Annotated in this window: 19 protein-coding genes; 7 read left to right on the top strand and 12 right to left on the bottom strand. The window is 69.6% G+C overall.

Features of this window, described 5'->3' with window-relative positions:
- Positions 1–54: 54 nt before the first annotated feature.
- Positions 55–2,103, bottom strand: coding sequence for a TonB-dependent receptor (locus tag IAI53_RS14195; protein ID WP_187718824.1), 2,049 nt, complete (start codon positions 2,101–2,103; stop codon positions 55–57).
- 218 nt (positions 2,104–2,321) lie between these two features.
- Between IAI53_RS14195 and rpsD the strand changes: the two genes are divergently transcribed.
- From rpsD to IAI53_RS14165, 6 genes are all read left to right on the top strand, one after another.
- Positions 2,322–2,933 (top strand): 30S ribosomal protein S4, encoded by a 612-nt coding sequence (rpsD, locus tag IAI53_RS14190; protein ID WP_187718823.1) that lies wholly within the window; start codon positions 2,322–2,324, stop codon positions 2,931–2,933.
- Complete coding sequence (locus tag IAI53_RS14185) at positions 2,933–3,217, top strand: hypothetical protein (protein ID WP_187718822.1); 285 nt, start codon at positions 2,933–2,935, stop codon at positions 3,215–3,217. Before rpsD ends, IAI53_RS14185 begins: the two co-directional genes overlap by 1 nt.
- Before the next feature lie 10 nt (positions 3,218–3,227).
- On the top strand, positions 3,228–3,746 hold the full coding sequence (locus IAI53_RS14180; RefSeq protein WP_187718821.1) for a sigma-70 family RNA polymerase sigma factor: 519 nt from the start codon (positions 3,228–3,230) through the stop codon (positions 3,744–3,746).
- Positions 3,736–4,737 (top strand): FecR domain-containing protein, encoded by a 1,002-nt coding sequence (locus IAI53_RS14175; protein WP_187718820.1) that lies wholly within the window; start codon positions 3,736–3,738, stop codon positions 4,735–4,737. Before IAI53_RS14180 ends, IAI53_RS14175 begins: the two co-directional genes overlap by 11 nt.
- A 104-nt stretch (positions 4,738–4,841) precedes the next feature.
- Positions 4,842–7,625 carry a TonB-dependent receptor gene (locus IAI53_RS14170; RefSeq protein ID WP_187718819.1) on the top strand — a complete coding sequence of 928 codons (2,784 nt, stop codon included), beginning with the start codon at positions 4,842–4,844 and terminating at the stop codon, positions 7,623–7,625.
- Positions 7,626–7,685: 60 nt separating this feature from the next.
- A complete protein-coding gene (locus IAI53_RS14165; protein ID WP_187718818.1) occupies positions 7,686–8,840 on the top strand; it encodes a cytochrome-c peroxidase in 1,155 nt (384 codons plus the stop codon).
- A gap of 103 nt (positions 8,841–8,943) precedes the next feature.
- Here the strand turns inward: IAI53_RS14165 and IAI53_RS14160 are convergent, their stop codons facing one another.
- From IAI53_RS14160 to IAI53_RS14145, 4 genes are read right to left on the bottom strand one after another with little or no spacing between them, the layout of a single operon-like run.
- On the bottom strand, positions 8,944–9,264 hold the full coding sequence (locus tag IAI53_RS14160) for a DUF2149 domain-containing protein (RefSeq protein ID WP_187718817.1): 321 nt from the start codon (positions 9,262–9,264) through the stop codon (positions 8,944–8,946).
- Positions 9,261–9,806 (bottom strand): MotA/TolQ/ExbB proton channel family protein, encoded by a 546-nt coding sequence (locus tag IAI53_RS14155; protein WP_187718816.1) that lies wholly within the window; start codon positions 9,804–9,806, stop codon positions 9,261–9,263. The genes IAI53_RS14160 and IAI53_RS14155 overlap by 4 nt, the downstream gene beginning before the upstream one ends.
- A gap of 35 nt (positions 9,807–9,841) precedes the next feature.
- Positions 9,842–13,828: a cobaltochelatase subunit CobN gene (cobN, locus tag IAI53_RS14150; RefSeq protein ID WP_187718815.1), complete on the bottom strand. Its 3,987-nt coding sequence runs from the start codon at positions 13,826–13,828 to the stop codon at positions 9,842–9,844.
- A 59-nt stretch (positions 13,829–13,887) separates the two neighbouring features.
- Positions 13,888–15,837: a TonB-dependent receptor plug domain-containing protein gene (locus IAI53_RS14145; protein ID WP_187718814.1), complete on the bottom strand. Its 1,950-nt coding sequence runs from the start codon at positions 15,835–15,837 to the stop codon at positions 13,888–13,890.
- A gap of 264 nt (positions 15,838–16,101) precedes the next feature.
- Between IAI53_RS14145 and IAI53_RS14140 the strand changes: the two genes are divergently transcribed.
- Positions 16,102–16,308 (top strand): hypothetical protein, encoded by a 207-nt coding sequence (locus IAI53_RS14140; protein WP_187718813.1) that lies wholly within the window; start codon positions 16,102–16,104, stop codon positions 16,306–16,308.
- Between the two features lie 256 nt (positions 16,309–16,564).
- Here IAI53_RS14140 and IAI53_RS14135 read toward each other — a convergent pair whose 3' ends face one another.
- The 7 genes from IAI53_RS14135 to IAI53_RS14105 form a co-directional block, all read right to left on the bottom strand.
- Positions 16,565–16,951 (bottom strand): DUF6746 family protein, encoded by a 387-nt coding sequence (locus tag IAI53_RS14135; RefSeq protein WP_187718812.1) that lies wholly within the window; start codon positions 16,949–16,951, stop codon positions 16,565–16,567.
- 64 nt (positions 16,952–17,015) lie between these two features.
- Positions 17,016–18,386, bottom strand: a complete 1,371-nt coding sequence (locus tag IAI53_RS14130) for a sulfite reductase subunit alpha (protein ID WP_187718811.1) — start codon at positions 18,384–18,386, stop codon at positions 17,016–17,018.
- Positions 18,387–18,423: 37 nt separating this feature from the next.
- Positions 18,424–19,224 (bottom strand): DUF4198 domain-containing protein, encoded by an 801-nt coding sequence (locus IAI53_RS14125; RefSeq protein WP_187718810.1) that lies wholly within the window; start codon positions 19,222–19,224, stop codon positions 18,424–18,426.
- A gap of 29 nt (positions 19,225–19,253) precedes the next feature.
- The gene (locus tag IAI53_RS14120; RefSeq protein WP_187718809.1) at positions 19,254–19,766 is read right to left on the bottom strand and encodes a DUF2271 domain-containing protein; all 513 of its coding nucleotides are present in this window, start codon (positions 19,764–19,766) and stop codon (positions 19,254–19,256) included.
- A gap of 14 nt (positions 19,767–19,780) precedes the next feature.
- The gene (locus tag IAI53_RS14115; protein WP_187718808.1) at positions 19,781–20,467 is read right to left on the bottom strand and encodes a PepSY-associated TM helix domain-containing protein; all 687 of its coding nucleotides are present in this window, start codon (positions 20,465–20,467) and stop codon (positions 19,781–19,783) included.
- A 133-nt stretch (positions 20,468–20,600) separates the two neighbouring features.
- Positions 20,601–22,949, bottom strand: a complete 2,349-nt coding sequence (locus IAI53_RS14110) for a TonB-dependent receptor domain-containing protein (protein WP_187718807.1) — start codon at positions 22,947–22,949, stop codon at positions 20,601–20,603.
- 184 nt (positions 22,950–23,133) lie between these two features.
- Positions 23,134–24,606 (bottom strand): efflux transporter outer membrane subunit, encoded by a 1,473-nt coding sequence (locus IAI53_RS14105; RefSeq protein WP_187718806.1) that lies wholly within the window; start codon positions 24,604–24,606, stop codon positions 23,134–23,136.
- Positions 24,607–24,608 lie beyond the last annotated feature (2 nt).

The following is a 24,608-nucleotide window of genomic DNA, read 5'->3' as shown; positions in this document are numbered from 1 at the left end:
TAGGAGCGGGCTTGCCCGCGATCGCCAGAATCCGGCGCAAGACGGCATTCATGCTCAGAACTTCCCGTTCCAGCTCACGACCAGGCTGCGCCCGGGCGCCTGGATCTCGGCGCCGGACACGCCTTCGGTGAGGTGTTCGTGGTAGGCCTTGTCGGCCAAGTTCTTCACCGCCACGCGTACGCTGTGCGCGCCGCGCCGCCAGGTGGCGCCGAGGTCGGCGGTGGCGAAGCCGGCGGTCTCGTTCTCGCTGCCGCGGGCGAACACGGTGGCCACGCGGTACTGGCGGCGCACCAGGCGCAGGGTGGTGTCCAGGGTCCATTCCTGCGTCACCCGGCCTTCCCAGCCCAGGGAGAGCTCGTCGGCCGGCATCTGGAACAGCGGTTCGTCGAGTTCCTCATTGGTGCCGCGCACCATGGACAGCCCGGCGCTCGCCCAGTGGCCGTCGACGAACTGCCAGCGCCCGCGGGCTTCCAGGCCCTTGAGGGTGACCTTGCCGATGTTCTCGGTCTGCTTGACCGGCAGGCCGCTCTGCATCGCACCGGTGATGCGCCCGGTGATGTAGTCGTCGATGCGGGTGCGGTACACCGCCACGCTGTAGTCGAAGCGGCTGTTCGCGCCCTTCAGGCCGAGCTCGATCTGGGTGGCGGTTTCCGGCTTGATCTGCGGGTTGCCGACGTAGAAGTAGCCGTCGCCGCGCGGCGAGGACTCGAAGCGCTCGCGCATCTCGCCGGCGCGCACCCCGCGCGACAGGTTGGCGTAGGGGCGCAGCAGCGGGCTCACTTCGTAGATCGCCGCCAGCGAGCCGGACCACATGCGGTCGCGGCGCGACAGGTTCTCGGTGACCGGCGGATTGCCCACCGCGTCGGCGTCGCCCTTCACCGTATCGTGGCGCAGGCCGGCCAGCACGCCGAGCTGGCCGAAGCGCATGTCGTCCTGCAGATAGACGCCCAGCGCCTCGATGCGGCCGTCGTCGAAGGGGTCGTTGCGCACATAGGCTGCGGCCGGGTTGGGCGGCGCGGTGCGCATCAGGCGCTCGGGCGAGGCCTCCATGCGCCAGGCATTGACGCCGAAGGACAGCAGGTGCTGCGGATGGGCCAGCCAGTCGGCGCGCGCGTCCACGCCGTCGGTGACGAAGCTGACATGGGTGCGGGCGATGTCGCCGATGTCGTCGCCCGCGGCACTGTAGGCGCGCGAGTAGATGCGGCGCTCCATCTCCTGGCGGTAGACGCGCAGGTCGAGGTTCACCGGCGACTCGCCCGATCCCTTGTGGCTGTAGCCGGCCTCGAACAGGACGCGCTTCTGCTCCGGCGAATGCACCGTGGTTTCGCTGATCTGGGCGTGCGGATGGGGCTTGGTGGAGCCGGGATACCAGATGTCCTCGTCGGTATGCTGCTGCAGCGACACACGCAGCTCGTTGGCCGCGTCGATGCGGAAGCGGTACTGGCCGATGAAGCTGTCGGAGTCGTAGCCGGTGTCGTCCACCCGGCCGTCCGGCGCCTCGTAGTCGTCGATGCGCGCGAGCGAGGCGCCGAGCATCAGCGCGTGGTCCTGGTTGGCCGCGTTCATCACGCCGGTGGCGCGCACGCCGCGGCTGGCGCTGTCGTAGGACACCGCGGTGTCCAGCCCGACCCCGGGTTCGAAGCGCGCCTGCGGCAGGCGCACGTTGATCGCCCCGCCCAGCGCGCCGCTGCCGTACAGCACCGATGCCGGGCCCTTGACCACTTCCACGCGCTCGGCCAGCGGCAGGCTCATGAAGGAAGCGATCGCCCCGGCCGGCTGCGCCGAGTTGAAACGGATGCCGTCGACCAGCAGCACCACGCTCTCTTTCTTCAGCCCGCGGATTACCGGGTTCTGGCCCTGGGCGCTGTCGCCGGAGACCGCCAGGCCGGGTTCGCCGCGCAGCGCCTCGCCGAGGTTGTTGGCGCCGCGGCGCTGCAGCGCGTCACGCGACAGCGACAGGGTGGCGGCCGGGGTTTCCAGCTCGTCGGCAGCATAGCCCTTGGCGGTCACGCTGACTTCGCCGAGCACGCTGTCGGCGGTGTCCGCAAGCGCGGGCGGCACGACCAGCGTCAGGCAGGCGAGGGCAAGGGGGCGCATTCTCATCACGATCTCCAGATGGCGGTAAGGCTGGCTGGCGTCGTGCTGGCTTGCCCGGGGTTCAGAATGGCGCCGATGGTACCGTAATGCGAACGATTATCACTTGATGTCGATCAATTCTGCCCGCCCGCGCATCGACCCGCCGGCTCGACGAGGGCTTGACCCCAGGCTCACGATCCTTAAAATGAGATGCGTTATCATTTGCATTCAATCAGGAGCCTCCCTTGTCCCGCTACACCGGCCCCCGCCTCAAGGTCCAGCGCGCACTCGGCACCGCGCTGCCCGGCCTGTCCCGCAAGTCGCCCGACGAACGCAACTACCCGCCGGGCCAGCACGGCGCCAAGCAGAAGCGCAAGTCCGACTACGGCCTGCGCCTGATGGAGAAGCAGAAGCTGCGCTTCAACTACGGCCTCACCGAAGGCCAGATCCGCCGCCTGTTCCGCGAGGCCAAGAACGCCAAGGCGCCGACCGGCGACAAGCTGCTCGAACTGCTCGAGCGCCGCCTGGACAACTTCGTCTTCCGCGCCGGCTTCGCCCCCACCACGGTGGCCGCACGCCAGCTGGTGTGCCACCGCCACGTGCTGCTCAACGGCCGCTCGGTGAACATCCCGTCGATCCGCATCAAGCCGGGCGACACCATCACCCTCACCGAGAAAGGCCGCCGCATTCCCGCCACCGCGGAATGCCTGGGCGAGCCCGCGCTGAGCCGCCCCGAATGGCTGAACTTCGACGAGCAGGCAGTCAGCGCCACCGTCACCCGCGTGCCCGATGCCTCGGAAGTGCCCTTCCCGATCGAGGTCCAGCACGTGGTCGAGTACTACGCGGTGCGGCTGTGATGGGCGCGCTCGCGGTCCACGACGAACGCGCGGCGGACGGCCCGCAGTACACCAGCCGGCCGGAGCTGGCGCTGTCCGCGGTGCTCTACCTGATGTCACGCTTCCCGGCCACCCGCAGCAGCGCGGTGGCCGACGCCATCGCCGACCATCTGCAGATCCTCTGCAACGATCCGCGCCAGCCCGCCTGCGTCCGCGAGACTGCCGACAAGCTGATCGGCGACTGGCACACCTTCGGCGCCCTGTGCGACGAGGAGCTGCTGCCGCAAGGCGGCCTCGCCAACTGAGAGGGCCGGGATGAGCGCGCAGGCCGGCACGGTGGACGAGCTCTACCGCCAGCACCACCCCTGGCTGCTCGGCTGGCTGCGCACGCGCCTGGGTTGCCCGCACAACGCTGCCGACCTGGCGCACGACACCTTCCTGCGCCTGCTCGGCAGCCGGCGCCCGCTCGGCCGACTGAACGAACCGCGCGCCTACCTCACCACCATCGCCCGCGGCCTGGTCATCGATCACTGGCGGCGGCGCGACATCGAGCAGGCCTGGCAGGAGGCGGTCGCCCACCTGCCCGAAGCCCAGGCCCCCTCCCCGGAGACCCGCGCGCTGGTGGTCGAGGCCCTGCTGCGCATCGACGCCATGCTCGACGGGCTGCGCGACAAGGTGCGCGAAGCCTTCCTGCTGGCGCAGCTCGACGGCCTCGGCTACCGCGAGATCGGCGCCCGGCTGGGCGTGTCCGAGCGCATGGTGAAGAAGTACATGGCGCAGGCCATGCTCGCCTGCGTGCTGGCCCTGGACGAGTGCCCCGCCGATGCCGCCTGAGCACCAGCCCGGCATGGCCGCGCTGCAGCAGGCAGCCGAGTGGTTCGCCACCCTGGGCGAGGACGGTGCCGACGAAGCTCAACGCCGGCGCTGGCAGGCCTGGCTGGCGGCCAGCGCCGAACATCGACATGCCTGGGCGCGGGTCGAAGCGGTCAGCGAGCGTTTCGCCCGCATCGGCCAGCAGTCCTCGCCGGAAGCCGCCCGCCACGCGCTGTCCATGCACCCCTCGTCCGGCCGACGCCAGGCCCTCAAGCTGCTTGCCGGCTGCGGCGTGACCCTGCTCGGCGGCTGGCTGGGCCACACCCTGCTCGCCTCCGGCGGGTTGATCGACCTGGTCGCCGCCTGGACCGCCGGCGAACGCACGGCAGTCGGCGAGGTTCGCGAACTCGCTCTCGACGACGGCGGCCGCCTGTGGCTGAACACCGCCAGCGCAGCCGACATCGACTACGGCCCGCAGTGGCGCCGCATCGCGCTGCGCGCCGGCGAACTGCTGATCAGCACCGCAGCGGACCGCCATCAGCCTCCGCGCCCGCTGGTCGTCGACACCCCGCACGGCCGCCTTACCGCGCTCGGCACGCGCTTCTCGGTGCGCCTGAGTCCCGAGGCCACCCAGGTCAGCGTGTTCGAGGGCGCGGTAGAGATCGCCACCGACGGCAAGCTGGTCGGCGTGCTTCCCGCCGGCAGGCAGGCGCGCTTCTCTCGTCACGCGCTGGGCCCCTTCGATCCGGCGGAAACCGCGCGCGAGAGCTGGGTCCGCGGAATGCTGGTAGCCGACAACCGGCGGCTGGACGACTTCATCGCCGAGCTCGCGCGCTACCTGCCGGTGCATCTGGAGGTTGCTCCCGAGGTGGCCACGCTGCGCCTGGTCGGGGTGTATCCGATGCGCGAGCCGGTGAGCGACTTCGGCCGCACGATGATGGCCATCCAGCAGGCCCTGCCGGTGCGTGCCCGCCGGATGGACGCGCACCACTGGCGCATCGAGGCGCGCTGAGCCCTCCGCCCGGCGATTTTCGCCCGGGGCGGTTCCCTTTTTCGCGGCTCGCCCGGCAAGGGAGGTGAACACCCGCTCACACCCATAACAAGACGTTCACCACCATGACCCGACCGACCCGCCCTACCCGACCGACCGTCGCCGTGCGCAGGCTCGCGCGCGCGCTGGCCGCAATCACCCCCGCCATCGCCACCATCCATGCCCCGGCAAGCCTCGCCCAGGCGGCTGCGGTGCGCGACTATGCGATCCCCGCCGGCACACTGTCCTCCACGCTCACCCGCTTCGCCGCCGAGGCGGGCGTTGCCCTGTCGGTGGATGCGGCCCTGCTCGAAGGCCGGCAGAGCGCCGGGCTGCAGGGGCGCTACGGCCTCGCGGACGGTTTTGCACGCCTGCTCCACGGCAGCGGCCTGGGTTTCCGCATCCAGGACGGCCTGGTGCTGATCGTGCATGCGGATGAGGCCGCCCGCCAGGGCCGGCCGGCCGCACTGCTGCCCGAGGTGCAGGTGCTCGACCGCCCCGACTCGCTCGGCACCAGCGTCATCGACCGCCGCCGGCTCGACGCGCTGACCACCGGCAACGGCGACATCACCAGCGCACTGCGCGTGCTGCCCAACATCCAGTACGACATCAACCAGTACGAGGCAGGGCGCCAGGGCGAGATCGCGCCGGCCGAAGTCAGCATCCACGGCGCCAAGACCTACGACAACGCCTTCCTGTTCGACGGCATGTCGTTCTCCAACAACCTGGACCCGATCCAGACCAACCCCAACAACGCGGCCCAACCGTCCTCCTCCAGCCAGGGACTGGCGATCGACACCAGCCTGCTGTGCAGGATCACCGTGCGCGACGCCAACGTTCCGGCCGAGTTCGGTCACTTCAGCGGCGGGGTGATCTCCGCCGACACCTGCGAGCCTACCCGCAGCTTCGGCGGCAGCGTGTCGATGGAGATCGCGCGTTCCGACTGGATGCGCTACCACCTGAACGAGGCCCAGGAGCAGGCCTATGCGGAATCCACCTCCGACACCAGCGCGCCCGAGTTCGACAAGCGCACCTACCGCGTCGCCCTGCAGGGCCGCCCGACCGAGAACCTCGGGCTGATCGCCAGCTATGTGCGCAAGACCTCGGAGATTCCCCTGCGCGGCTATGCAGGCGGCAGGGTCAGCGCCAACGACGACAGCGAGAAGACCGAGGAGCGCCTCAGCGAGAACTACTTCCTGCGCGGCTTCTGGACCCTGACGCCGACGGTGAAGGCGGACCTCTCGGTGTTCCACGCGCCGCAGCGCGACCGCCATTTCATCAACAACGCGAAGAACTCGTGGTTCGACATCGAGCAGGGCGGCCAGGGGGTCAACCTCGGGCTCTCCCACCGGCATGACAAGGTGCTGGTCTCCCACCGCCTGACCTGGAACGAGTACGAGAGCTCGCGCGACGCCGGCCAGAACTGGTACGGCAACTGGCGCTATTCGGCGGGCGACAAGAACTGGGGCTATCGCTCCAGCGCCACCGCCTGGAACAGCGGCGAAGGGCAGTACGGCGACATCGAGCAGACCCAGCACACCGCGAGCTACCAGATCAAGGCGGACTGGCTGCCGCTGCAGCTGGCGAACACCACGCACAGCTTCCAGACCGGCCTGGAGTTCACCCGCCAGGAGAGAACCTTCCACCGCCTTGAAGACGCGATGATGTACCTGCGGACGGCATCGACCACCACCTGCGCCACCGCGGGCGGCGGCACCGACGCCGAGGGCTGCTCGCTGAGCCCGACCTGGAACGGCTGGCCCGGCCAGTATTTCGATCGCGTCACCCGCTACAGCGCCGGTGAGTTCGAGCTCGACAACACCATGCTGAGCCTGTTCGGCCAGTACGAGCTCGAATGGGAGCGCCTGCGCCTGCGCCTGGGTGCCCGCTACCAGAAGGACGATCTCACCCCGGAGTCCACCGTCTCGCCGCGCACCGCGCTGTTCTGGGACGTGTTCGGCAACGACGCCACCCGGGTCGAGCTGGGCGCAAACCGCTATTACAGCCACAACTTCATGAGCCACTACACCAAGCAGCACGTGCTTGCGCTACAGAGCAGCGGCACGCGCAGCCTGAGCGGTGGCGTGCTGAGCGAGTGGAACTACACCCCGGCCACCAGCTGGCGCAACTACCGCGAGAACCTCGACGGCCTGAAGACGCCCTACAGCGACGAACAGGTCGTCGCCCTCAGCCAACGCTGGCTGGGTGCGCGCTGGGGCTTGAAGCTCGTCAAGCGCGAGGACCACGACCAGGTGATCCGCCGCCCGCATCCCGACGGCGGCAACGTGTTCGCCAACGAAGGCCGCAGCGCGGCGCGCACCGCCGCCTTCACCATCGAGACCGAACGCCCGCTGCGCCTGGGCCCGAGCTGGAACACGCTGTCCTTAGGCATCGACTACACCGACGTGCAGACCTCGCACGCCGACTACGAGGAACTCGTCACCGAATCCGAGGAGCAGGAACCGATCCGCTACGACGGCAGCTGCATGGCCTGGAACGAACGCCCGGCCGACAACTACAACCGCCCGGTCACCGCGCGCCTGAACATCATCACCGAGCTGCCCGCCCAGCGCCTGACCATCGGCAACCTGTTCCGCTACCGCGACAGCTACCGGAAGTTCGTCCGCCAGGGCACTGCCGACTGCGGCGGCATGGTCGCCGACAACTACGAACTCACCACCTTCCGCCCGGCGGTCACCTGGGACATGCGCATCAACTACGCCATCCCGGTCGCCAGCGGACAGGAAGCCTTCGTCGCCCTGTCGATCGACAACGTGCTCGACCGGACCAACGAGATCGAGGACAGCAGCAGCGGCATCGTCTACGAGAAGGGCCGCCAGTTCTGGGTCGAGTTCGGCTACCGCTTCTGATCCGCCCCGCCCGGCATTCCGCCGGGCGGCGCCCCTCTCCCCGACCGGATGACCTTGCACATGAACCCACCGAGCTTCCCGGCCCGCCCCACGCGCGCCCGCCGCCCAGCCTTGCTCGCCCTCGCCGCCCTGTCCGCGGCGCTGTGCGCCCACGCCGTAGCCCCCGCGCCGCCGTGCGCCACCGCCGGTGGCTGGGACGCCGCCTGCCTGCGCGCCGCCTACCACCGCGAGATCGCCGACTGGCCGCGCCCCGAGGGCGTAGACCGCCCCGACTGGCGCGAGATGGCCCCGGTGCCGACACTCCCACGACCCGACCAGCCGGCCGCGCTGGTGGCGCTCGGCGAACGGCTGTTCAACGACCCGCGGCTGTCGCGCTCCGACATGCTGGCCTGTATCAGCTGCCACCGCCCCACCCACGGCTTCGCCGACACCCAGGCGGTATCGTCCGGCCACGAGGGCCGGCTGGGCACGCGCAACACACCCACCGTGCTGGGTGCCGGCCATGCCTCCTCACTGTTCTGGGACGGCCGCGCGCCCACGCTGGAAGCGCAGGCCACCGGCCCGATCGCCCACCCGGACGAGATGGCGATGCCGCTCGACGAACTGCCGGCCAAGCTCGCCGCGCTCGACGACTACCCGGCGGCTTTCGCCCGCGCCTTCGGCGACGAGCCCGCCACGGCCGACCAGCCGGCGGTCAGCCTCGCGCGCGTCGCCGCCGCGCTGGCGGCCTACCAGCGCACACTGCTGCCGCCCGAAACGCGCTTCGACCGCTTCCTGGCCGGTCAGCGCGACGCGCTCGACGACCGCGAACTGCTCGGCCTGCACCTGTTCCGCACCAAGGCGCGCTGCATGAGCTGCCACGACGGCGCCCTGCTCAGCGACGGGCGCTTCCACAACCTCGGGCTGACCTGGTACGGGCGCAAGTACGAGGACCTCGGCCGCTACGCGGTGACCGGCGAACCCGCCGACGTCGGCCGCTTCCGCACGCCCACGCTGCGCCAGGTGGCGCACACCGGTCCGTGGATGCACAACGGCCGCTTCCCGGCGCTGCGCGGCGTGCTCAACATGTACAACGCCGGCATGCCGCGGCCCAAGCCGGCCAACGACGAGCAGGCGCGCGACCCGCTGTTCCCGCAGACCTCGGAGCTACTCCAGCCCCTGCAGCTGGACCAGGCCGAACTCGACGCCCTGGAAGCCTTTCTGGGCGTGCTGTAGCGCGCGCCGCCGCGGTGGTCCGCGCCGCCCCGGCGGGGCCATGACAGCCCGCCGGGGCGGGTTCGCTGCCCCACGCGATCCGCGCGGCTAATGCGAACACGCCCTAGCTGCCACCTTCCGGCACATACACGAAGGAGCCGTCCTTCATGCGATAGGCCACGCCGGCGCGCGCGCCTTCGCCAGTGCCGATCTCGCCACTGGCCTGGTAGTGCTCGATGACCTCGCCTTTCTTGACGACCATCTCCATGTTCGGCTTGCCGGGGTTCTTGATGATGGTCACGTCTTCCTGCGTGAACGGGTTCATCGGGTTGTTGGCGATCGCCAGCAGCAGCGCGGCGATGATGACCAGAAAGACGTCGATCAGGTTGACCACCGACAGCACCGGATCGTCGGCCTCGAGGTCGTCCATCAGGCGCAGGCTCATTGCACGCCCTCCGCGGCCAACGGCGCGACCGGATCGTCATTGACCGCCGGCAGCGCGTGCGCCCGCCCACCATGCTTCTCGATTTCCGCCAGTTCGGTGGCCAGCCAACGCCGGCGCACGCTGACCACGCAGTAGGTGATGGCCGAGGCGATCAGCGCCAGGATCACCGCCGAGAAGGCGACGGTGAGGTTGCGGCTGACGTCCTGCAGATTGCCGTCGGCCAGTGCCATCAGCGCCGGCCCCATCGGGATCATGGTCGCCACCAGGCCGAGCATCGGCCCGACGCGGGTGGCGATGCGCAGCATCTCGAGGCGGCGCACCGCGATGGCTTCCAGGTCGGTGACCGCCAGCGCCGGGTCAGCGTGCAGCGCCTCCCGCAGCACGAAGGCGCGCGGGTCGTTGCGGCGGCGCTGGTGTGCTTCCATGATGAAGCTGCCCAGCGCGTGGAAGGCGTAGAAGAACATCAGGGCGACGAACAGCAGCACCGGCAGCATGAAGAGCTGGCTGAGCCCGTACATGGACGATTCGATGAAGTGCGACATGGATTGCATTCCTCCTGTTGAAAACGGATCGGGGATCAGGACGCCGGCCGCAGCGCCGGCGCCGCCCGGCGGCGGGCCTGCTGCAGACCACCGGCCACCAGGGCGAGCAGGGTCAGCGCGGCGAGCAGCAGCTCCGCCCACGGGGCGGGCGCCACCTCGGCCTGGGGCGCAGGCTGCTTCTCCAGCACCTGGCCGGTTACGGTCTCGCCGGCCGCGGCCCCGGCCGCATCGGCCTGCGGTGCACCGGCGGCGAGATTGAGGCCGAAGCCCGCGGCGAGCGCGTTGACGTACTCGTCCACCTTGCTGCTGGCGGGCTGGTAGTCCAGGCGCTCGACGGCGTCGGCATAGACTTCGACCAGCCGGCGCAGGGTGGCCTCGTCGGTCTGCCAGTACTCCTTGCGCGCGGCTTCGAGCATGCGGTCGGCGATCTGCGCCCGGGCGGTGGGGTTGTGGCGCTCGAACCACTCGTTCATGCCGAGGTCGAGCTTGTCCTCGACATAGACGTCGAAGAAGCCCTGCCACTGGTCGTCGCGCACGATCTCGGGCGCCACCGCGGTCCACCCCCAGAAGTTGTTCACCGTGTCCAGCACGTTGATCGTGCCGGCATAGCCTTCCTGCTGCATGGCCTCGATCCACTGCGGGTGGAAGTAGCGCGCGCGCAGCTCGGCGGCAAGGAAGCGCTCCGCCGGCTCGACCTTGCCGTTGGCCGGGTCGCGCAGGTTGCTGATGTACAGCCCCGGCGTCTCGCCGCCCAGGTGGCGCACCGCCAGGCCGATGCCGCCGAGGTACTGGAAGGGGTCGTCGGTGGTGAGCATGCCGTAGAGGTTGGACGAGCGCGCCAGCACCGCGGCCTCGGTGCCCTTGAGGTGCTCGGCATAGAGGTTGAAGCCCGCCGCGCCGTCCGGCCGCGCGACCTTCTCGCCCCAGTGCGCCTCGTCCGGCCCGTAGGCGAACTGCATGCGCGCGAGGTAGAGCTCGGCGAGCTTGCCTTCGGCCTCCCAGGTGTCGGTGGCGAGCGTGGCGTCGTCCAGGCCGGTGCCGTAGGCCCCGCTCTCGCTGGAGAAGATGCGGGTCAGCGCGTGCAGGCGCGCGTCGGCGGCGGGGAAGCCCTGCGCCAACAGGCCGCTCTCCAGCGCCAGGGTGTTGGCGCGCACCGCGTTGTCGGGCTCGTCGAGCGCGGCGACCTTCTCCACCGCGCGCGCGATGTGCAGCATGACATTGGGGAAGTGGTCGCGGTACAGGCCGGTGGCCGACACCACCACATCCACCCGCGGGCGGCCGAGTTCGGCACGCGGGATCACCTCGACGTCGGAGATGCGCCCGAAGCGGTCCCACACCGGCTTGACGCCCAGCGCGTGGAAGACCTGGGCCTCGAGCACGCCGAGGTGGCGCATGGCCTCCACCGACCACAGCGAGAAGGTGGCCTTCTTCATGTCCTGGCCGTTCTCGGCGCGATGGGCGGCGAGCAGCTGGGCGAAGGCCTCCCCGCCGGCGCGCCAGGCCTGCTCGGTGGGCAGGCGCGAGGGGTCGAAGCCGTAGAGGTTGCGCCCGGTGGGCAGGCTGTCCGGGTTGCGCACCGGGTCGCCACCGTACTGGGTGTCGACGAAGCGCCCGTCGAGCGCGCGCAGCAGGCCGGCGTGCTCGCCGGCGGCCGCCAGGGCGTCGAAGTAGCGCCGCCCCTCGGCCAGCAGCGCCGCGCGTGCCGGGTCGGACTCGGGCTGCGCCGCGCCGGGTTGCAGCAGGTGGCCGGCCAGCAGGCGGTAGGGGGCCGAGGCCGGCAGGTTGCGGTAGTCGTCGACGAACAGCTCTTCCGGTTCCTTGAGGCCGAGCGTGGCGTAGAGCGGCGCGCCCAGCATCTGCATCACCGTGCCGATGCGGTGCTCGGTGGCCGGCGCCTCGCCCAGGGTGTGCAGGCCCAGCGGCTGCGCGCTCTGCGCCAGGGTGTGCAGCCAGTCGTGCAGTTCGCGCTCGAAGAGCTTGAAGTCGGCGCGTGCGCGCTCGGCGGTCCAGCCGATGTCCTCGATCAGGTTCAGGCGCGCGGCCTCGTCGACGATCGCTCCTCGCGTGCGCTCCTTGACCGCGCCCTCGTCGAGCAGCTCGTACTGGTGGATGAGGTCGTGCAGCGGCATCAACTCCTTGTGCAGCCCGGCCGGCGAGAACGGCGGCGTCTGGTGGGTGATGATGGTGGCGCGCCCGCGGCGCTTGGCCTGGGTGGCCTCGCCGATGTTGTCGACGATGTAGGGATAGACCACCGGCAGGTCGCCAAGCACCAGGTAGGGGTCGTCATGCACCGACAGGCCGCGCTCCTTGCCCGGCGTCCATTCCTGGCTGCCGTGGGTGCCGAAGTGGATCAGCGCGTCGGCGCCGAAGCCCTGGCGGGCGTAGAGATAGGCCGCCATGTAGAAGTGGGTCAGGGGCACCTTGGTGTCGTGGTAGATGGCCTTTTCGGCCGCTTCGCCGACTTTCCCGCGCGGCGGCTGCGGCATCAGCACCAGGTTACCGAGCTGCATGCGGGGAATGACGAAATGGCGTTCCGGGCCGTCGCCGGCCAGCATCGGGTCGTCCTCGGGCGCGCCCCAGTGGGCGGTCACGCGCTCGCGCACCGCCGCCGGCAAGGCGTCGAACCAGGCGCGGTAGTCGGCCAGCGGCAGGCGTGCGGCGAGGTCGTCGGCGATCAGGGCGTCGAGCCGGCCGCTGCGGTAGAACGGGGCCAGCATGCGGGCCACCGCATCGATCACAGCCTGCTCGCCCGCCGCCGGCACGCTATAGCCGGCAGCGCCCAGCGCAGTGCTGAGCTGCGCCAGGCTGCGCGGCACGTTGAGGAAGGAGGCGGAGACGTTCTTCTCGCCCGGCGGGTAGTTGTAGAACATCAGCGCGAGGCGCTTGTCGGCATTTGGCATGCTGCGCAGGCGGGCCACGCGCAGGAGCTTGGCGACCAGGGCTTCGGCCTGTTCCGGGATCAACGTCGCACGGCCGTCTTCGATGGCGGCGACCATCAAGGGGTCGGTCAGGCCGCTCTGTTCGGGCACGGCGAGCGCGAACGGCACCGACCCGCTGGACACGCCGACCGCGCTGGCGCGCCAGTGCGCCGCGTCGCCCTCGCGCCAGGTCATCGCCTGCAGCACCGGCACGTCCAGGCGCCGGTAATCCTCGCGCCGGCGGTCCTGGTACATGGCCTGGAAATTGACCAGCACGTCCACCGCGGCACGGCCGTTCTCGGTGACGATGTCCAGCGCGCCGACGTCAGCCATCAGCGGATGGTAGAACACCACCGGCTGCGCGCCGCGCGCCTCCAGCCGGCGCACCAGTTCGTCGATGTGGCCCATGCCCATGTTGCCGATGTAGGACTGGTGCACCACGATGCCCACCGCCGGACGGCGCGCGGCGCGCTCGGCGCCCAGCCAGGCGCGGTACTCGCCCAGGCTGGCGACGACCAGGCCCGGGTGGTCGGGGTGGTAGATGCCGGATTCCGGGAAGATAACCGGCTCGGGCACCGGCACCGATGCTTCGCCGAACAGGTGGTGACGCACATAGGCGAAGAAGCCGGCGAAGTTGCGCTGGCCGCCATTGCGGTAGTAGGCGTGCAGGGTCTCGCCGCGGGCCGCATCGAGCCCGCCGCCGGTACGGGGCCCACGCGCGGCCACTTGCAACCAGGGCACCCCGGCGCGGTCGAGCAGTGCTCCGACGGCTTCGTGCATGCGCCGCCCGTCCTCCTCACGGGGCGCGTCGAGCACGACCAGTCCGGCGCCGCCGAACAGTTCCGCCAAGCGCGAGCCGTCGTCGCGGTCAATGTTGGCGATGCGCAGTTCGACCGCACTCTCCGCAGCGATGCGCGACAGCTCGGTGAACTTGCCGCCGAGCACGAAGTCGCTGCTGACGACCACCACCGGCCGCTCGACTGGGCGGACGGACCACAGCACCGCCGCCAGAACCAGCAACAGGAGGAAAGCGAGAAGGGGCAACCACCTGCGGGCCAGCTTGCGGGATGAGGTGGGTGCGGGAGAGGGGGTCAGGGCTTGCATGCGCTAGTCCGCAGAAGGGCCACCGCCCGCGACGGGCGGGCGGACGGCGTTGAAGACAATCAGAAGGAACCGTGCAGCGCCACGCGCAGGGTGCGCGGGGTCTCGGCGTAGCTGAACAGGTCCGACTTGTCGGCCAGGCGCACGTCGGTCAGGTTGTCGATGCCGCCGGTGACGCGGAAATGACGGTTGATCGCGTAGCCCGCGTTCAGATGCACCAGGTTGTATGCCGGCGCCTTGCGGTCGGCCGAGCTGACGTACTGGGGTCCCATGCGCTCGACGCGCAAGCCGGCGTCCCACTGGCCGGCGCGCCAGCCCAGCCGCGCGTTGAGCAGGTGGTCAGTGCGGCCGTTGAGCGGCTTGCCGGTGGTCTCGTCCTCGGTATCCAGCCACTGGGCGCCAGCGCTGGCCTCGAAGCCGTGGCCGAGATCGATGCGCAGCGCGGTCTCGATGCCGTCGATGCGCGCGTTATTGACGTTGTCGTAGATGTAGAAGCGCCGCGGGCCGATCTGGTTGAACTGGCGGGTGGTGATCAGGTCGGTCACCTTGTTGCGGAAGGCGGTGGCCTCCCAGTCGAAGCGGCCGGAGGCGTAGATCACGCCGATCTCCCACGACTTGCTGGTCTCCGGGCGAATGTCGGAATTGCCGTAGAAGGTGTGCGGCCCTTCGGCCCCCTCATAGTTGGAGGAAGCCTGCTTGAGCGTCGGCGCGCGGAAGCCTTCGCCATAGCCGCCGCGCAGCGTCCACGCATCGGAGGCGTGCCACACCAGGTAGGCCCGCGGGCTGGTTTCCGCACCGAAGATGCTGTGGCGGTCGCGGCGCACCCCCACGGTGAGCAACAGGTCGGGGCGCAGCGCGATCTCGTTCTGTACGTAGTACGCGCGGAAATCGGCGTCGTCCTCGCCGCCGGCCAGACCGGCGTTGGTCAGCGTCTCGGTACGCAGGTCGGCGCCGACGGTCAGGTACTGCATGTCGCCGACGGCAAAGCCGACCCTGCCGTCCGTACCGCGTTCGCGCATGCTCTGCGGCCGCGTCGGCGCCACCCCGTTGGTGCGCGAGTTGCTGACCTCGAAATCCGACTCCCAGGCACGCAGCTGGGTGGCCACCCCGTTCCAGTCGGCACGCCAGGTAGCGACCGATTGCGAGCGTTCGATGTCGTAGGTGTCGCGGTAGTACACCCCACTGCGCACCTGGTCGCGCTCGCGCTCCTCGTTGCTGGCACGGTGTTCGAGATCGATCATGTGCGCAGCCATGGGCTGCCAGGAAAGCAGCACATGGCCGGCGGAAAGATCGGTGCCCTCGATCTCCGACAGGCCCGGATCCTCCTCCAGTTCGAGCGCATCGCGCTGCAGCCGGGTGGCCGAGACCGCCAGGCGCAGGGTGTCACTCAGCGCGCCGGACAGGTGCAGGCCGCCGCCGAGCGAGTCGCCATCGCCCGCGCCGCGCACGTCGCGCGCGCTCAGCCGCACGCTGCCGTGCCATTCCGCGTCCGGGCGGCGGGTGATGGTGTTGACCACGCCGCCAACCGCGTCGGAGCCGTACAGCACCGACATCGGCCCGCGCACCACCTCGATGCGCTCGATGCCATCGACCGGCGTCCAGTCGTACTGGAAGTCCGAATGCCCCACCCAGTCGTCGGTGTTGATCACCCGCAGGCCGTTGACCAGATACAGCGTGTGCTTGCCGTCCATGCCGCGCAGCGACATGGTCTTGCGCCCGCCCACGCTCTGGCCGACCAAGCCGACGCCGGTGGTCTCGCGCACGGCGGCCAGCACGTTGTCGGCCGCGGCGGCCTCGATGTCGTCGCGGCCGACAACGGCCGCGGCGGCCGGGGTGTCGCGCACCGACTGCTCACGCTGGGTGGCAGTAACGACGATTTCGTCCAGCGGCGAGTCCGCGATCGCCACCGGCGGCAGCGTGCCAGCCACCACGAAAGCCAGGAGCGGGACAAAGAGACGGCGAAGTCTGGTGTCCGCGCACGCGGACACCATCAACGGGGACAGGCGAACCATCAGGATCTCCAAGGAGTCGTGGCTGGCTACCTATCCACCCGGTGAAATCGGTTGCTGGCTAAGGGGTTGGGGAAAACGGAGGCATTGGCTCCGAAAGCACGAATGTATTAATGATAATGATTCTCTTTTCTACAATCAAGTCATGCCCGCCGAATCGCCAGCGAGCCCGCCCCGAATGGAAAGAGCGCCTGAGACGAGCTTGCCGCCACCTTGCGCTTTATTCGCGAACGATTATCATTTCTAACATAACTCCCGGAGGCGCCCATGCACACCACTGACGCGAATGCCGTACTGAGCCTGGTCAACAGCGCGGTCCAGAACTTGCACCATTACATGGGCTCCGGCTGCCCGCGCGCCGAACGCCAGGCGCGCCTGGCAATCGATCATCTCCAGCTCTACAGCGCCGACCCGGCGGTCGACGCTTCATGCTGCGCGCTGGAGCACTTGCTCGATGCGGTCGCACCGAGATGAACCGTCGTACACGACCGTTCTCCGGGGACGAGTTCGAAACGGCATCGCTGGCGCTTTTCACCCGCTGGCAAACCGCCCTACGGGCCACGACGGCACCGCTGCCGGCGCGACTGACGGGACATGGACCGCTGGGTCGCGCCGTACGGGAACTGTCCCGGTCCGGCATGCCCCCGGCCAGTGGCGGAATGAACGTCTCCTGACTGCAAGGTGCCGCCGTCCGGCGCCCGGCCGGGACGACCGCACTGCCCCCCACCGATCAATCGATGATCTTGCGCACGCCCGACAGGTAGGCCTTGCCGTGCTCGATCACGTCGTCGCGCTTCAGCCCTTCGGAGGCGAAGTGCATGTCGCCGGCGATGTCCTTCATTTCGAGCAGGTGTTCGGAAAGACGGGCGAGGCTGTCCTCGATGGTGTAGCTCAGGCTGTGCACGTCGTGCATGTCGTACTCGCCGACCTCACCGGCCAGGATGGCTTCGAGCTGCTGGTTGGCCTCGCGCAGGTTGGCGATGGTCTGCTCGATGTCGTCGGCCTGGCGGGCCTGGTAGTGGTCCACCCGCGGAGCCGCAGCGGCGTCATCGGCCTGCGCGGCCGGGGTCCATACCGCGCACGCCGCGATGAGGGCGAGAACCGGCAGTTTCTTCATGATCGATCTCCTGTGGTTGAAGTGTTGAATCCCGATGGCTTGGCGGCAGGGCCCGCGCCTCGCCTCAATAAACGTCGCGCCGGTAGCGCCCCTCCTCAGCCAGCCGGGCGAGCGCATCCGCCCCGAGCAGGCGGCCGAGGGTCTCGTGCACCGCCGGGGCCATGCCGACCGCGTTGCCGCAGACATAGATCGCCGCGCCGCCCTCCACCCATTCGCGCAGGGTGTCCGCGGCGCGCTCGAGGCGGTGCTGCACGTACTCGCCTGCCGGCGCATCGCGCGAGAACACCCGGTCGCAGCGGGCGAGCAGGTCGCGCGCCTCGAGGCTGGCGAGCTCGTCGGCATGCAGGGCGTCGAAGGCAGCCTGGCGTTCGCCGAAGATCAGCCAGTTGCGCCCGTCGCCCTGCTGTGCCCGCCAGCGCAGGTGTGCCAGCAAGCCCGCCAGGCCGGTGCCGTTGCCGATCAGGATCAGCGGCCGGGTGGCATTGGCGCCCAGGCGGAAGCCGGGGTGCGCCCGCACCCGGCCGGCGAAGCTCGTCCCGGTTTGCGCCGCACCGCCGAGCAGGGCCGACATGCACCCCGGACGTCCGTCCTCGTCGCGCACCTCGCGCACCAGCAGTTGCGCCATGCCGCTCGCGGGCAGCGAGGCAATCGAGTAATCCCGCGGGCGTTCATCCTCTCCGGGGGGGAAGAGTTGCAGCAGGTCGCCAGGCTCCCAGTCGGGCAGCGCGCACGGCGCGCCGGCGGCATCCACCGCCTGCAGTTCGACCTGATACACCGGCCAGCCCGCACTGCCGGCATTCAGCAGCCGGCTGCTGCGCAGGCACCAGTGCTGCAGGGGCGCGCGCGTCACCGCCGGTGCAGACGCTTCGGACAGCCCGCCGACACTAGCCAGGCGGTGCTGCCAGTGCGCCAGCGCAGCGGGCGCCATGCGGTCCACCTCGATGCGGTCGAACAAGGGACGGGCGCCACTGCGCTGCAGCCAGGCGTCCAGCCGGCGGCCGAAGGCGCAGAAACGCGCATAGCTGGCATCGCCCAGGGCCAGCACCCCGTATCGCAGCGCGGGCAGGTCCGCGGCCACGTGCAGGTATCGATCGACGAAGCCGGCCGCATTGTCGGGCGCGTCGCCCTCGCCGCAGGTACTGACCACGAAGAGCGCTTGCCGGCAGGTCTGCAGGCGGGCGAGATCGACGCGCTCCAGCGGCAGGCAGATGGCGGGCACCCCGGCCGTGCCCAGGGTCTGCGCAGCCTGCTCGGCCAGCTCCAGCGCCTGCCCGCTCTGGCTGGCGTAGGCGATCAGAACGCCGTCGGCGGCGGTCTCCGACGCCGACGGCGTGCGCCGCCGCGCCCTGCCCAGGCATTGCCAGCACAGCGCGGCATAGGCGGCCAGAACGCCGCCGGCCGCCAGCCAGCGGCCGGCATCCAGCGTGCTCAGCATGCCGGGCATCCGGTCACTGCGGGGCGGCCTCGCCCCCTCACTGCGGCAAGACTTCCAGGGTGGCGGTGTAGGCCATGCGGCGTTCCATGTCCGGGTTGCTCGGGCTCTTGCCGGTCATCACCGCGTTGAGGTAGTACAGGCCGGGGCGGGCGAAGGTATGCCGGATGCGCCCCTGCTCATCGGGGAGCAGTTCCACCTTGTCGAGCTGGTCGCGATAGCGGGTACCGCCCTCGACGATGGCGACCTTCAACTGCCCGGCAACCTGGCCGTTGGCATGGAAGGCGAAGCTGACCTCCTCGCCGGCGTACAGATCGTTCGGGTGGGTGACCGGCACCATCTCCAGCCCCTCACCCACCGGCTTCAGTTCGGTGGGGCTGCCCACCGTGACGAAGGTCTCGATGCGCGTGGCGTTCTCGCGCAGCACCAGGTCGGTGGCGCCTGCCGGCACCTTCTCGGCGATCTCGGCCTGCGTGCCGCGCATGCGCTTGGGCTGGCCGTTCTCCTTCCAGCTCGCCATCACGGCCGCGTTGGCCACCGCGATGCGGTAGGTGCCGGGGGCGTCGAGCTTGACGTCGAACACGCTGCGCAGCTGGCCCTGCACCAGGTTCTCGGCCTGCACCGCGCTACCGTCGGCCGCCAGGATGGACAGGCTCTGGCCGACGCTCAAGGGGCGGTAGTTGAAGTGGAAGACCTGGTTCGACACGGCCGCATCCACGGTCACATAGCCATTGCTGGACAGCACGGTGGACGAGGGCACCAGCCAGGTTTCGTGGGCCTGGGCCAGCGGTGCGGCCAGGGTGGCGGTCAGCGCGGCGAGGGCGATGCGGTGCTTGATCATGGTGAATACACTCCTGTCGATGATGGAATTCAGGGCTTCAGGTGCACGGCGACCTTGCCCAGTTCGCGCTCCCCGCGCGCCTCGCGCACCACAGCCTCACGCGGCGGCCAGTCGAAGGGCAGCGTCAGCACTTCGCGGCCACCGTGCTCGCGCGAGGCCTCGACCACCAGGCGATACGATCCGGCCGCCAGTTCGCCCAGGGGCGCGTCGCCGGCCGTGAAAGCGAGCCGGTGCGCGCCGGGATGGCGGGTCGCGCTGGTGACGCCATCCACCGGCACCTGCATGTCGCGTCCGGCGCGCCGCCACCACTGGCGGATGTCCTTCAGCCACTTGGTACCTTCGCCGTTGCGCATCTTCACGTCGTACCAGACGGCCAGATTGGCGGCCACGCTGTTGTCGGGGCGTTCCAGCCACACCGCGACATAGGGGCGCCGGTAGTCGGCCACGTCGATGCGCGGCAGTTCGATGTCGACCTCGATGCCGGCGGAGAGCGCCGGCGCCGCCACGAGCAGGCCGAGGGCGAGAAGCACGGTCTTGTGCATGGGATGCTCCACAACTAGTGAATAAAGAGGATGACCAGCAGCGCCGGCAGCACCACCCCGAGGCCTACCACCGGCCACACGGCGGCGCGACTGGCGGCGTGGACCTGCAGGATGAGCAGGCCGGTGATCGAGAAGACCACGCAGGCCAGCGCGAACAGGTCGATGAACAGGCTCCAGGCCGCGCCGCTGTTGCGCCCCTTGTGCAGGTCGTTGAGCCAGGCGATCAGCCCGCGGTCGGTCAGCTCGTACTCGGCCTCGCCGCTCTGCAGGTCGAACCTCAGCCAGGCGTCGCCGCCCGGGCGCGGCAGCGCCAGATAGACCTCGTCCTCTGCCCACTCGGCCGCACGACCGGCGGGCCGGACGTCGAGGACCTCGGCCAGCCAGCGCTCCGCGGCCGGCGGCAAGGCGGCCTCCTCGCCCTCCATCCGCCCGGCCTGCTCGCGCAAGGCCAGGAGCAGCGCCTGCGGCAGGCCGGCGCTGCGCGTCTCCACCTGCGGGCGCGACTCGATGGCACCCGAATGGTTGAGCGTGATGCCGGTGACCGCGAACAGCAGCATGCCGAACAGACACAGCGCGGAGCTCACCCAGTGCCATTGGTGCAGGGTGCGCAGCCACGCTGCCCGGCGCGCACGAGGCGGCGCGGGCGCGGCGATGGCGGTGGCGGAAGATGCGTCAGCGGAAGGCGGAGGGTAGGTAGGCATACGGATCGGGTGCGGAAAAGGTGTCCTTGCTGCGGCCAAGGGCCGGAACACCGGAGCTCCGGACGACGGCGCGCGGGCCGGGGCGGGTCGCGCCGCAAACGGCGACGGACCCGCCTTCGACCTCACGACCGCGTCAGAAGCGGGCGTTCAGGCTGACCCAGAAACTGCGGGCCTTGTCCTTGTTGTTGTAATCGTCCTCCGGCGCCCAGCCGCCCACGCACTGGCTGCCGCTGGTGCAGCTCACGAAGGAGTAGGTGGTGAAGTCCTCGTCCAGCAGGTTGTTCACGCGCGCATTGAGCGTGAAGTTCTTCGACAGCGCGTAGCTCGCCCCGAGGTGGAAGACCTCGTAGTCCTTGAAGTAGCGGGGCTTGTTGTCCGCGTCCTTGCCACGGTAGCGCTTGGAGCGCGCCTCCATGGTGAGGAACACGTTGAGCTTGGGCATGGCCTGCCAGTCGAGCGTAGCGTTGAGCATGTGCTTGGCCGAGTTGGTCAGCGGCAGGCCCCTGTCGGCGCCGCTCAGCTGCTCGCTGTCGGTGTAGGTGTAGTTGCCGCGCAGCGCCAGCGTGTTCAGCATCTGCCAGCGCCCGGCGATTTCCACGCCCTGGATGCGGGCTTCGTCCACGTTGATCTTCTGGCTGTAGCTGGTGTAGCCGAGGCTGGTGTAGTCACCGAGATTCACGCACGGACGCACGCCGCCGGTGACGTCGCAGCTCTGCGTGGCCTCGCCGGACATGATCTTGTCCTTGAAGTCGTTGCGGAACACCGTGAGGTTGAAGTTGTGGCGGCTGGGATGGTTCCAGTACACCGCGAGCTCGGTGTTGCGGCTCTTCTCGGGCTTGAGGTCGGGGTTGCCGACGAAGGGCGAGGTGCCCTGGCCGCCGAAACCGGTGACGCCGTCATAGAGGTCGGTGGTCTTGGGTGTCTTGTAGCCGGTGCTGATCCCGCCCTTCAGGGTCCACAGCGAGCCGAGCTTGTAGGTGCCGTACAGGCGCGGCGAGAGATTGGTGCCGAACATCTCGTGGTCGTCGTGGCGCAGGCCGGCGGTCAGCGTGAAGGCGTCGGTCGGCATCCAGTTGTCCTCGACGAACACCGACCACATGTTGTGTTCCTGGACCTTGCCCGGGGCGCCCGATTCCATGCCGAACACGCCGTCCTCCAGTTCGCCGCGGATGACCTGCCCACCCAGCACCAACAGGTGGTCGCCGGCCAGGTTGGACAGCGGGATGTCGAGGCGGCCGTCCAGGGTGTACTGGTTGCTCTGCAGCGTGCGCTTGCGCCGCGGCAGGAAGGTGGCTTCGGCGATGGCCTTGCGCTCGTCCACGCTCAAGCCGGCATAGGGGCCGGCGGCGTCGTAGATCTGCTGCAGGAGCTCGCGCTCGGCCACGGTGAAGGGCAGGGTACGGCCGTTATTGTCGGTCTCTACATAGGACAGCGCGACGAAGCTGGTACCGAAGTCCCACTTGCCCTCATGGCTGATGGACCACGAGTCGCGGGTGAACTCCTGCTCGTCGGCATATCCTGCCCGCGGCTGGACCTTGCCGCCGCTGGCACGCCAGATGGTGGCTATGCTGTCGACCGTGCCGAGCGGATAGGCGATGGTGCCGTTCGACTCGAAGGGGCTGTTGTCATAGACCTGCTTCGAGGCGTCGAAATCGAAGCTGATACGCTGATTGTCGGTGGGCGTCAGGTACAGGCTGAAGCCCAGCGCCTTGTTGGTGTTGTCGACCGTCTTGCCGCCGCCACCGAAGCCGAGCACCCGGGTGCGGGTCACGCCATTCGGGTCCACGGCATCCTCGAACTCCGGGTTGGAGGCGTCGCGCTCGTAAAGGCTGCCGCGCAGGCTCATCGCCAGCAGGCCGGGCACGATGGGGCCGCGCAGACTGAAGTCGGTGGTGGTGTCCTCGCCGAAGGCATCGTCGCTCTGGAAGCTGCGGCCGACGGTGATCGACCCGGTCCATTTGCTCACGTTCTTCTTGGTGATGATGTTGATCACCCCGCCCAGCGCGTCGGCGCCGTACAGCGTGGACGCGGGGCCGCGGATCACCTCGATGCGCTCGATGGCATCGAGCGGCGGGATGTGGTTGAACTGGTTGCCGCCGAAGCTGTTCGGGTAGATGTCGCCGTGGTTGTTCTGGCGCTTTCCGTCGACCAGCACCAGGGTGTAGTCGGAGCCCATCCCGCGCATGCTGATGGTCTTCTGCCCGGTCTTGTCGGCGGTCTCGCCGACGTCCACGCCCTCCAGCTCGCGCACCGCGTCGATCAGGGTCATGTAGGGCTTCTTGGCGAGCTCCTCCTGGGTCACCACCGAGATGCTGGCCGGCGCATCGGTGATCTTCTGTTCGAAGCCGGTGGCCGAGACGACCACCTCGCCCAGTTGGTTATCGGCCTCCTGGGCCAGTGCGGAAAACGAGAACGCGGCCAGCAGCGCAGCAACGCAGGGTCGCAGCGCCGGCGCGCCGGCGCGGGACGGAAGGTGAGCCATGGAATCCCCTCTTGGCAATTACAAAGGTCTGGCTGGCTTCCAGGCTCGCGCGCCGGTGGCTGGCTATGTATTACGAACTATTTGCGCATGATAACAATTCTCACTTCTGAATACATTCTTTCGATTCCTTGTGTTGCAACGCCGCAACAATCGCGCCGCGGCCACCGGCCCGCGCCTTGCGAAGTCAGCCCCCGGACACGAGCCTGGCGGCAGCGTCCGGATGCTGCCAGCCACCACCCAGGGCCTTGTACAGATCCACCGTCGCGCTCAGGCGCGCCAGGCGCTGCTGCACCAACTGGTCCTCGGCGGAGAACAGGCTGCGCTGCGCGTCCAGCAAGGTGGTGAGGCCATCGCTGCCTTCCTTGTAGCGCAGCTCCGACAGGCGCAGGGCGCGCGCGGTCTCGTCGCGGATCTCGCGCTGGGTGCCCTCCTGGATGCGGCTGCGCTCGGCCGCGGCCAGCGCATCGTCCACTTCCTTGAGCGCGGTGAGCACAGCCTTGCGCCAGTTCTCCACCAGCACGCGACGCTGCGATTCGCTGGTCTGCACCTGCCCGCGCAGCCGGCCGCCGTCGAAGATCGCCTGCATCAGCGACAGCGTCAGATTGGCGGTATTGACCGGGTTGGCGAGCCCGCCAAAGCCGAACTCCGGGCTGGACACCGCGCTCGACAGACCGATCTGCAGCTTGAGCGGAAACAGGGCTGCGCGCGCCACCGCGATGTTCGCGTCGGCCGCCGCCAGGCGGGCCTCGGCGGCGGCAAGGTCCGGGCGGCGTACCAGCAAGCCGGCGGGCAGCGCCGGGGCGACCGCCGGCACCGCCAGGCCGTCCAGACTGCGACCGCTCACCTCGAAGCCCTGCGGCACCCGGCCGACCAGAATCGCCAGCGCGCGCAGGCTCTGGCGCTCCTGCACCTCCAGCGGCAACAGGGCGTCGCGCGCGGCCAGCACGGTGCTGCGCTGGCGGCTCAGGTCCAGCGCGGAGGCCGCCCCGTAGCGGTAGCGCGCTTCGACGACCGCGAACAGGCGCTCGGCGATGGCGAGGTTGCGCCGCGCGATCTCCAGCCGTTCGCGCAAGGCCAGCACCTGCCAGTAGGCATTGGCCACGCCCGCGGTGAGCGACAGGCGGGTGGCCTCGAAGTCGTAGCGGGTGGCGTTCAGGGTGGCCTTGCTGCCCTGCCAGTTGGCGATGTTGCTGCCCCAGATGTCGATCTCGTAGCTGATCGCCAGGGCTGCGGAGGAGGCCTCGCTGCGGGTGGACACCGTGCCCAGGTCGGTACGCTCGCGTGTCTCGCCGCGGTTGGTGGCGGCGTTCAGGTTGAGGGTGGGAAACAGCGAGGCGCCGGCGCTGCGCACCGCGATCTCGGCCTGCAGCACGCGCTCGGTGGCCACCGCCACGTCCGGGCTGCCGGACAGCGCCTCGGCCACCAGGGCCTCCAGTTCGGCCGCCGAGAAGCTGCGCCACCAGTCGGCGTCCACCGCCTTATCCGCGGGCGCCGCCACCGCGGCCTCGTCCCAGCTGGCCGGCAGGTCGAGCTGGGCGCCGGGATGTTTCAGCGGCAGGGCGCAGCCAGCGACCAGGCCCGCGCCCAGAAAGGCGAGCGCGGTGCTGCGCAGGCGGGACGCCGGCCACCGCAGGGGGTGTTGCGAATTCAGGATCATGC

It is taken from the genome of Thauera sedimentorum, assembly GCF_014489115.1.
Classification (GTDB): Bacteria; Pseudomonadota; Gammaproteobacteria; order Burkholderiales; family Rhodocyclaceae; genus Pseudothauera; species Pseudothauera sedimentorum.
This window is presented reverse-complemented; position numbering and strand designations above follow the sequence as displayed.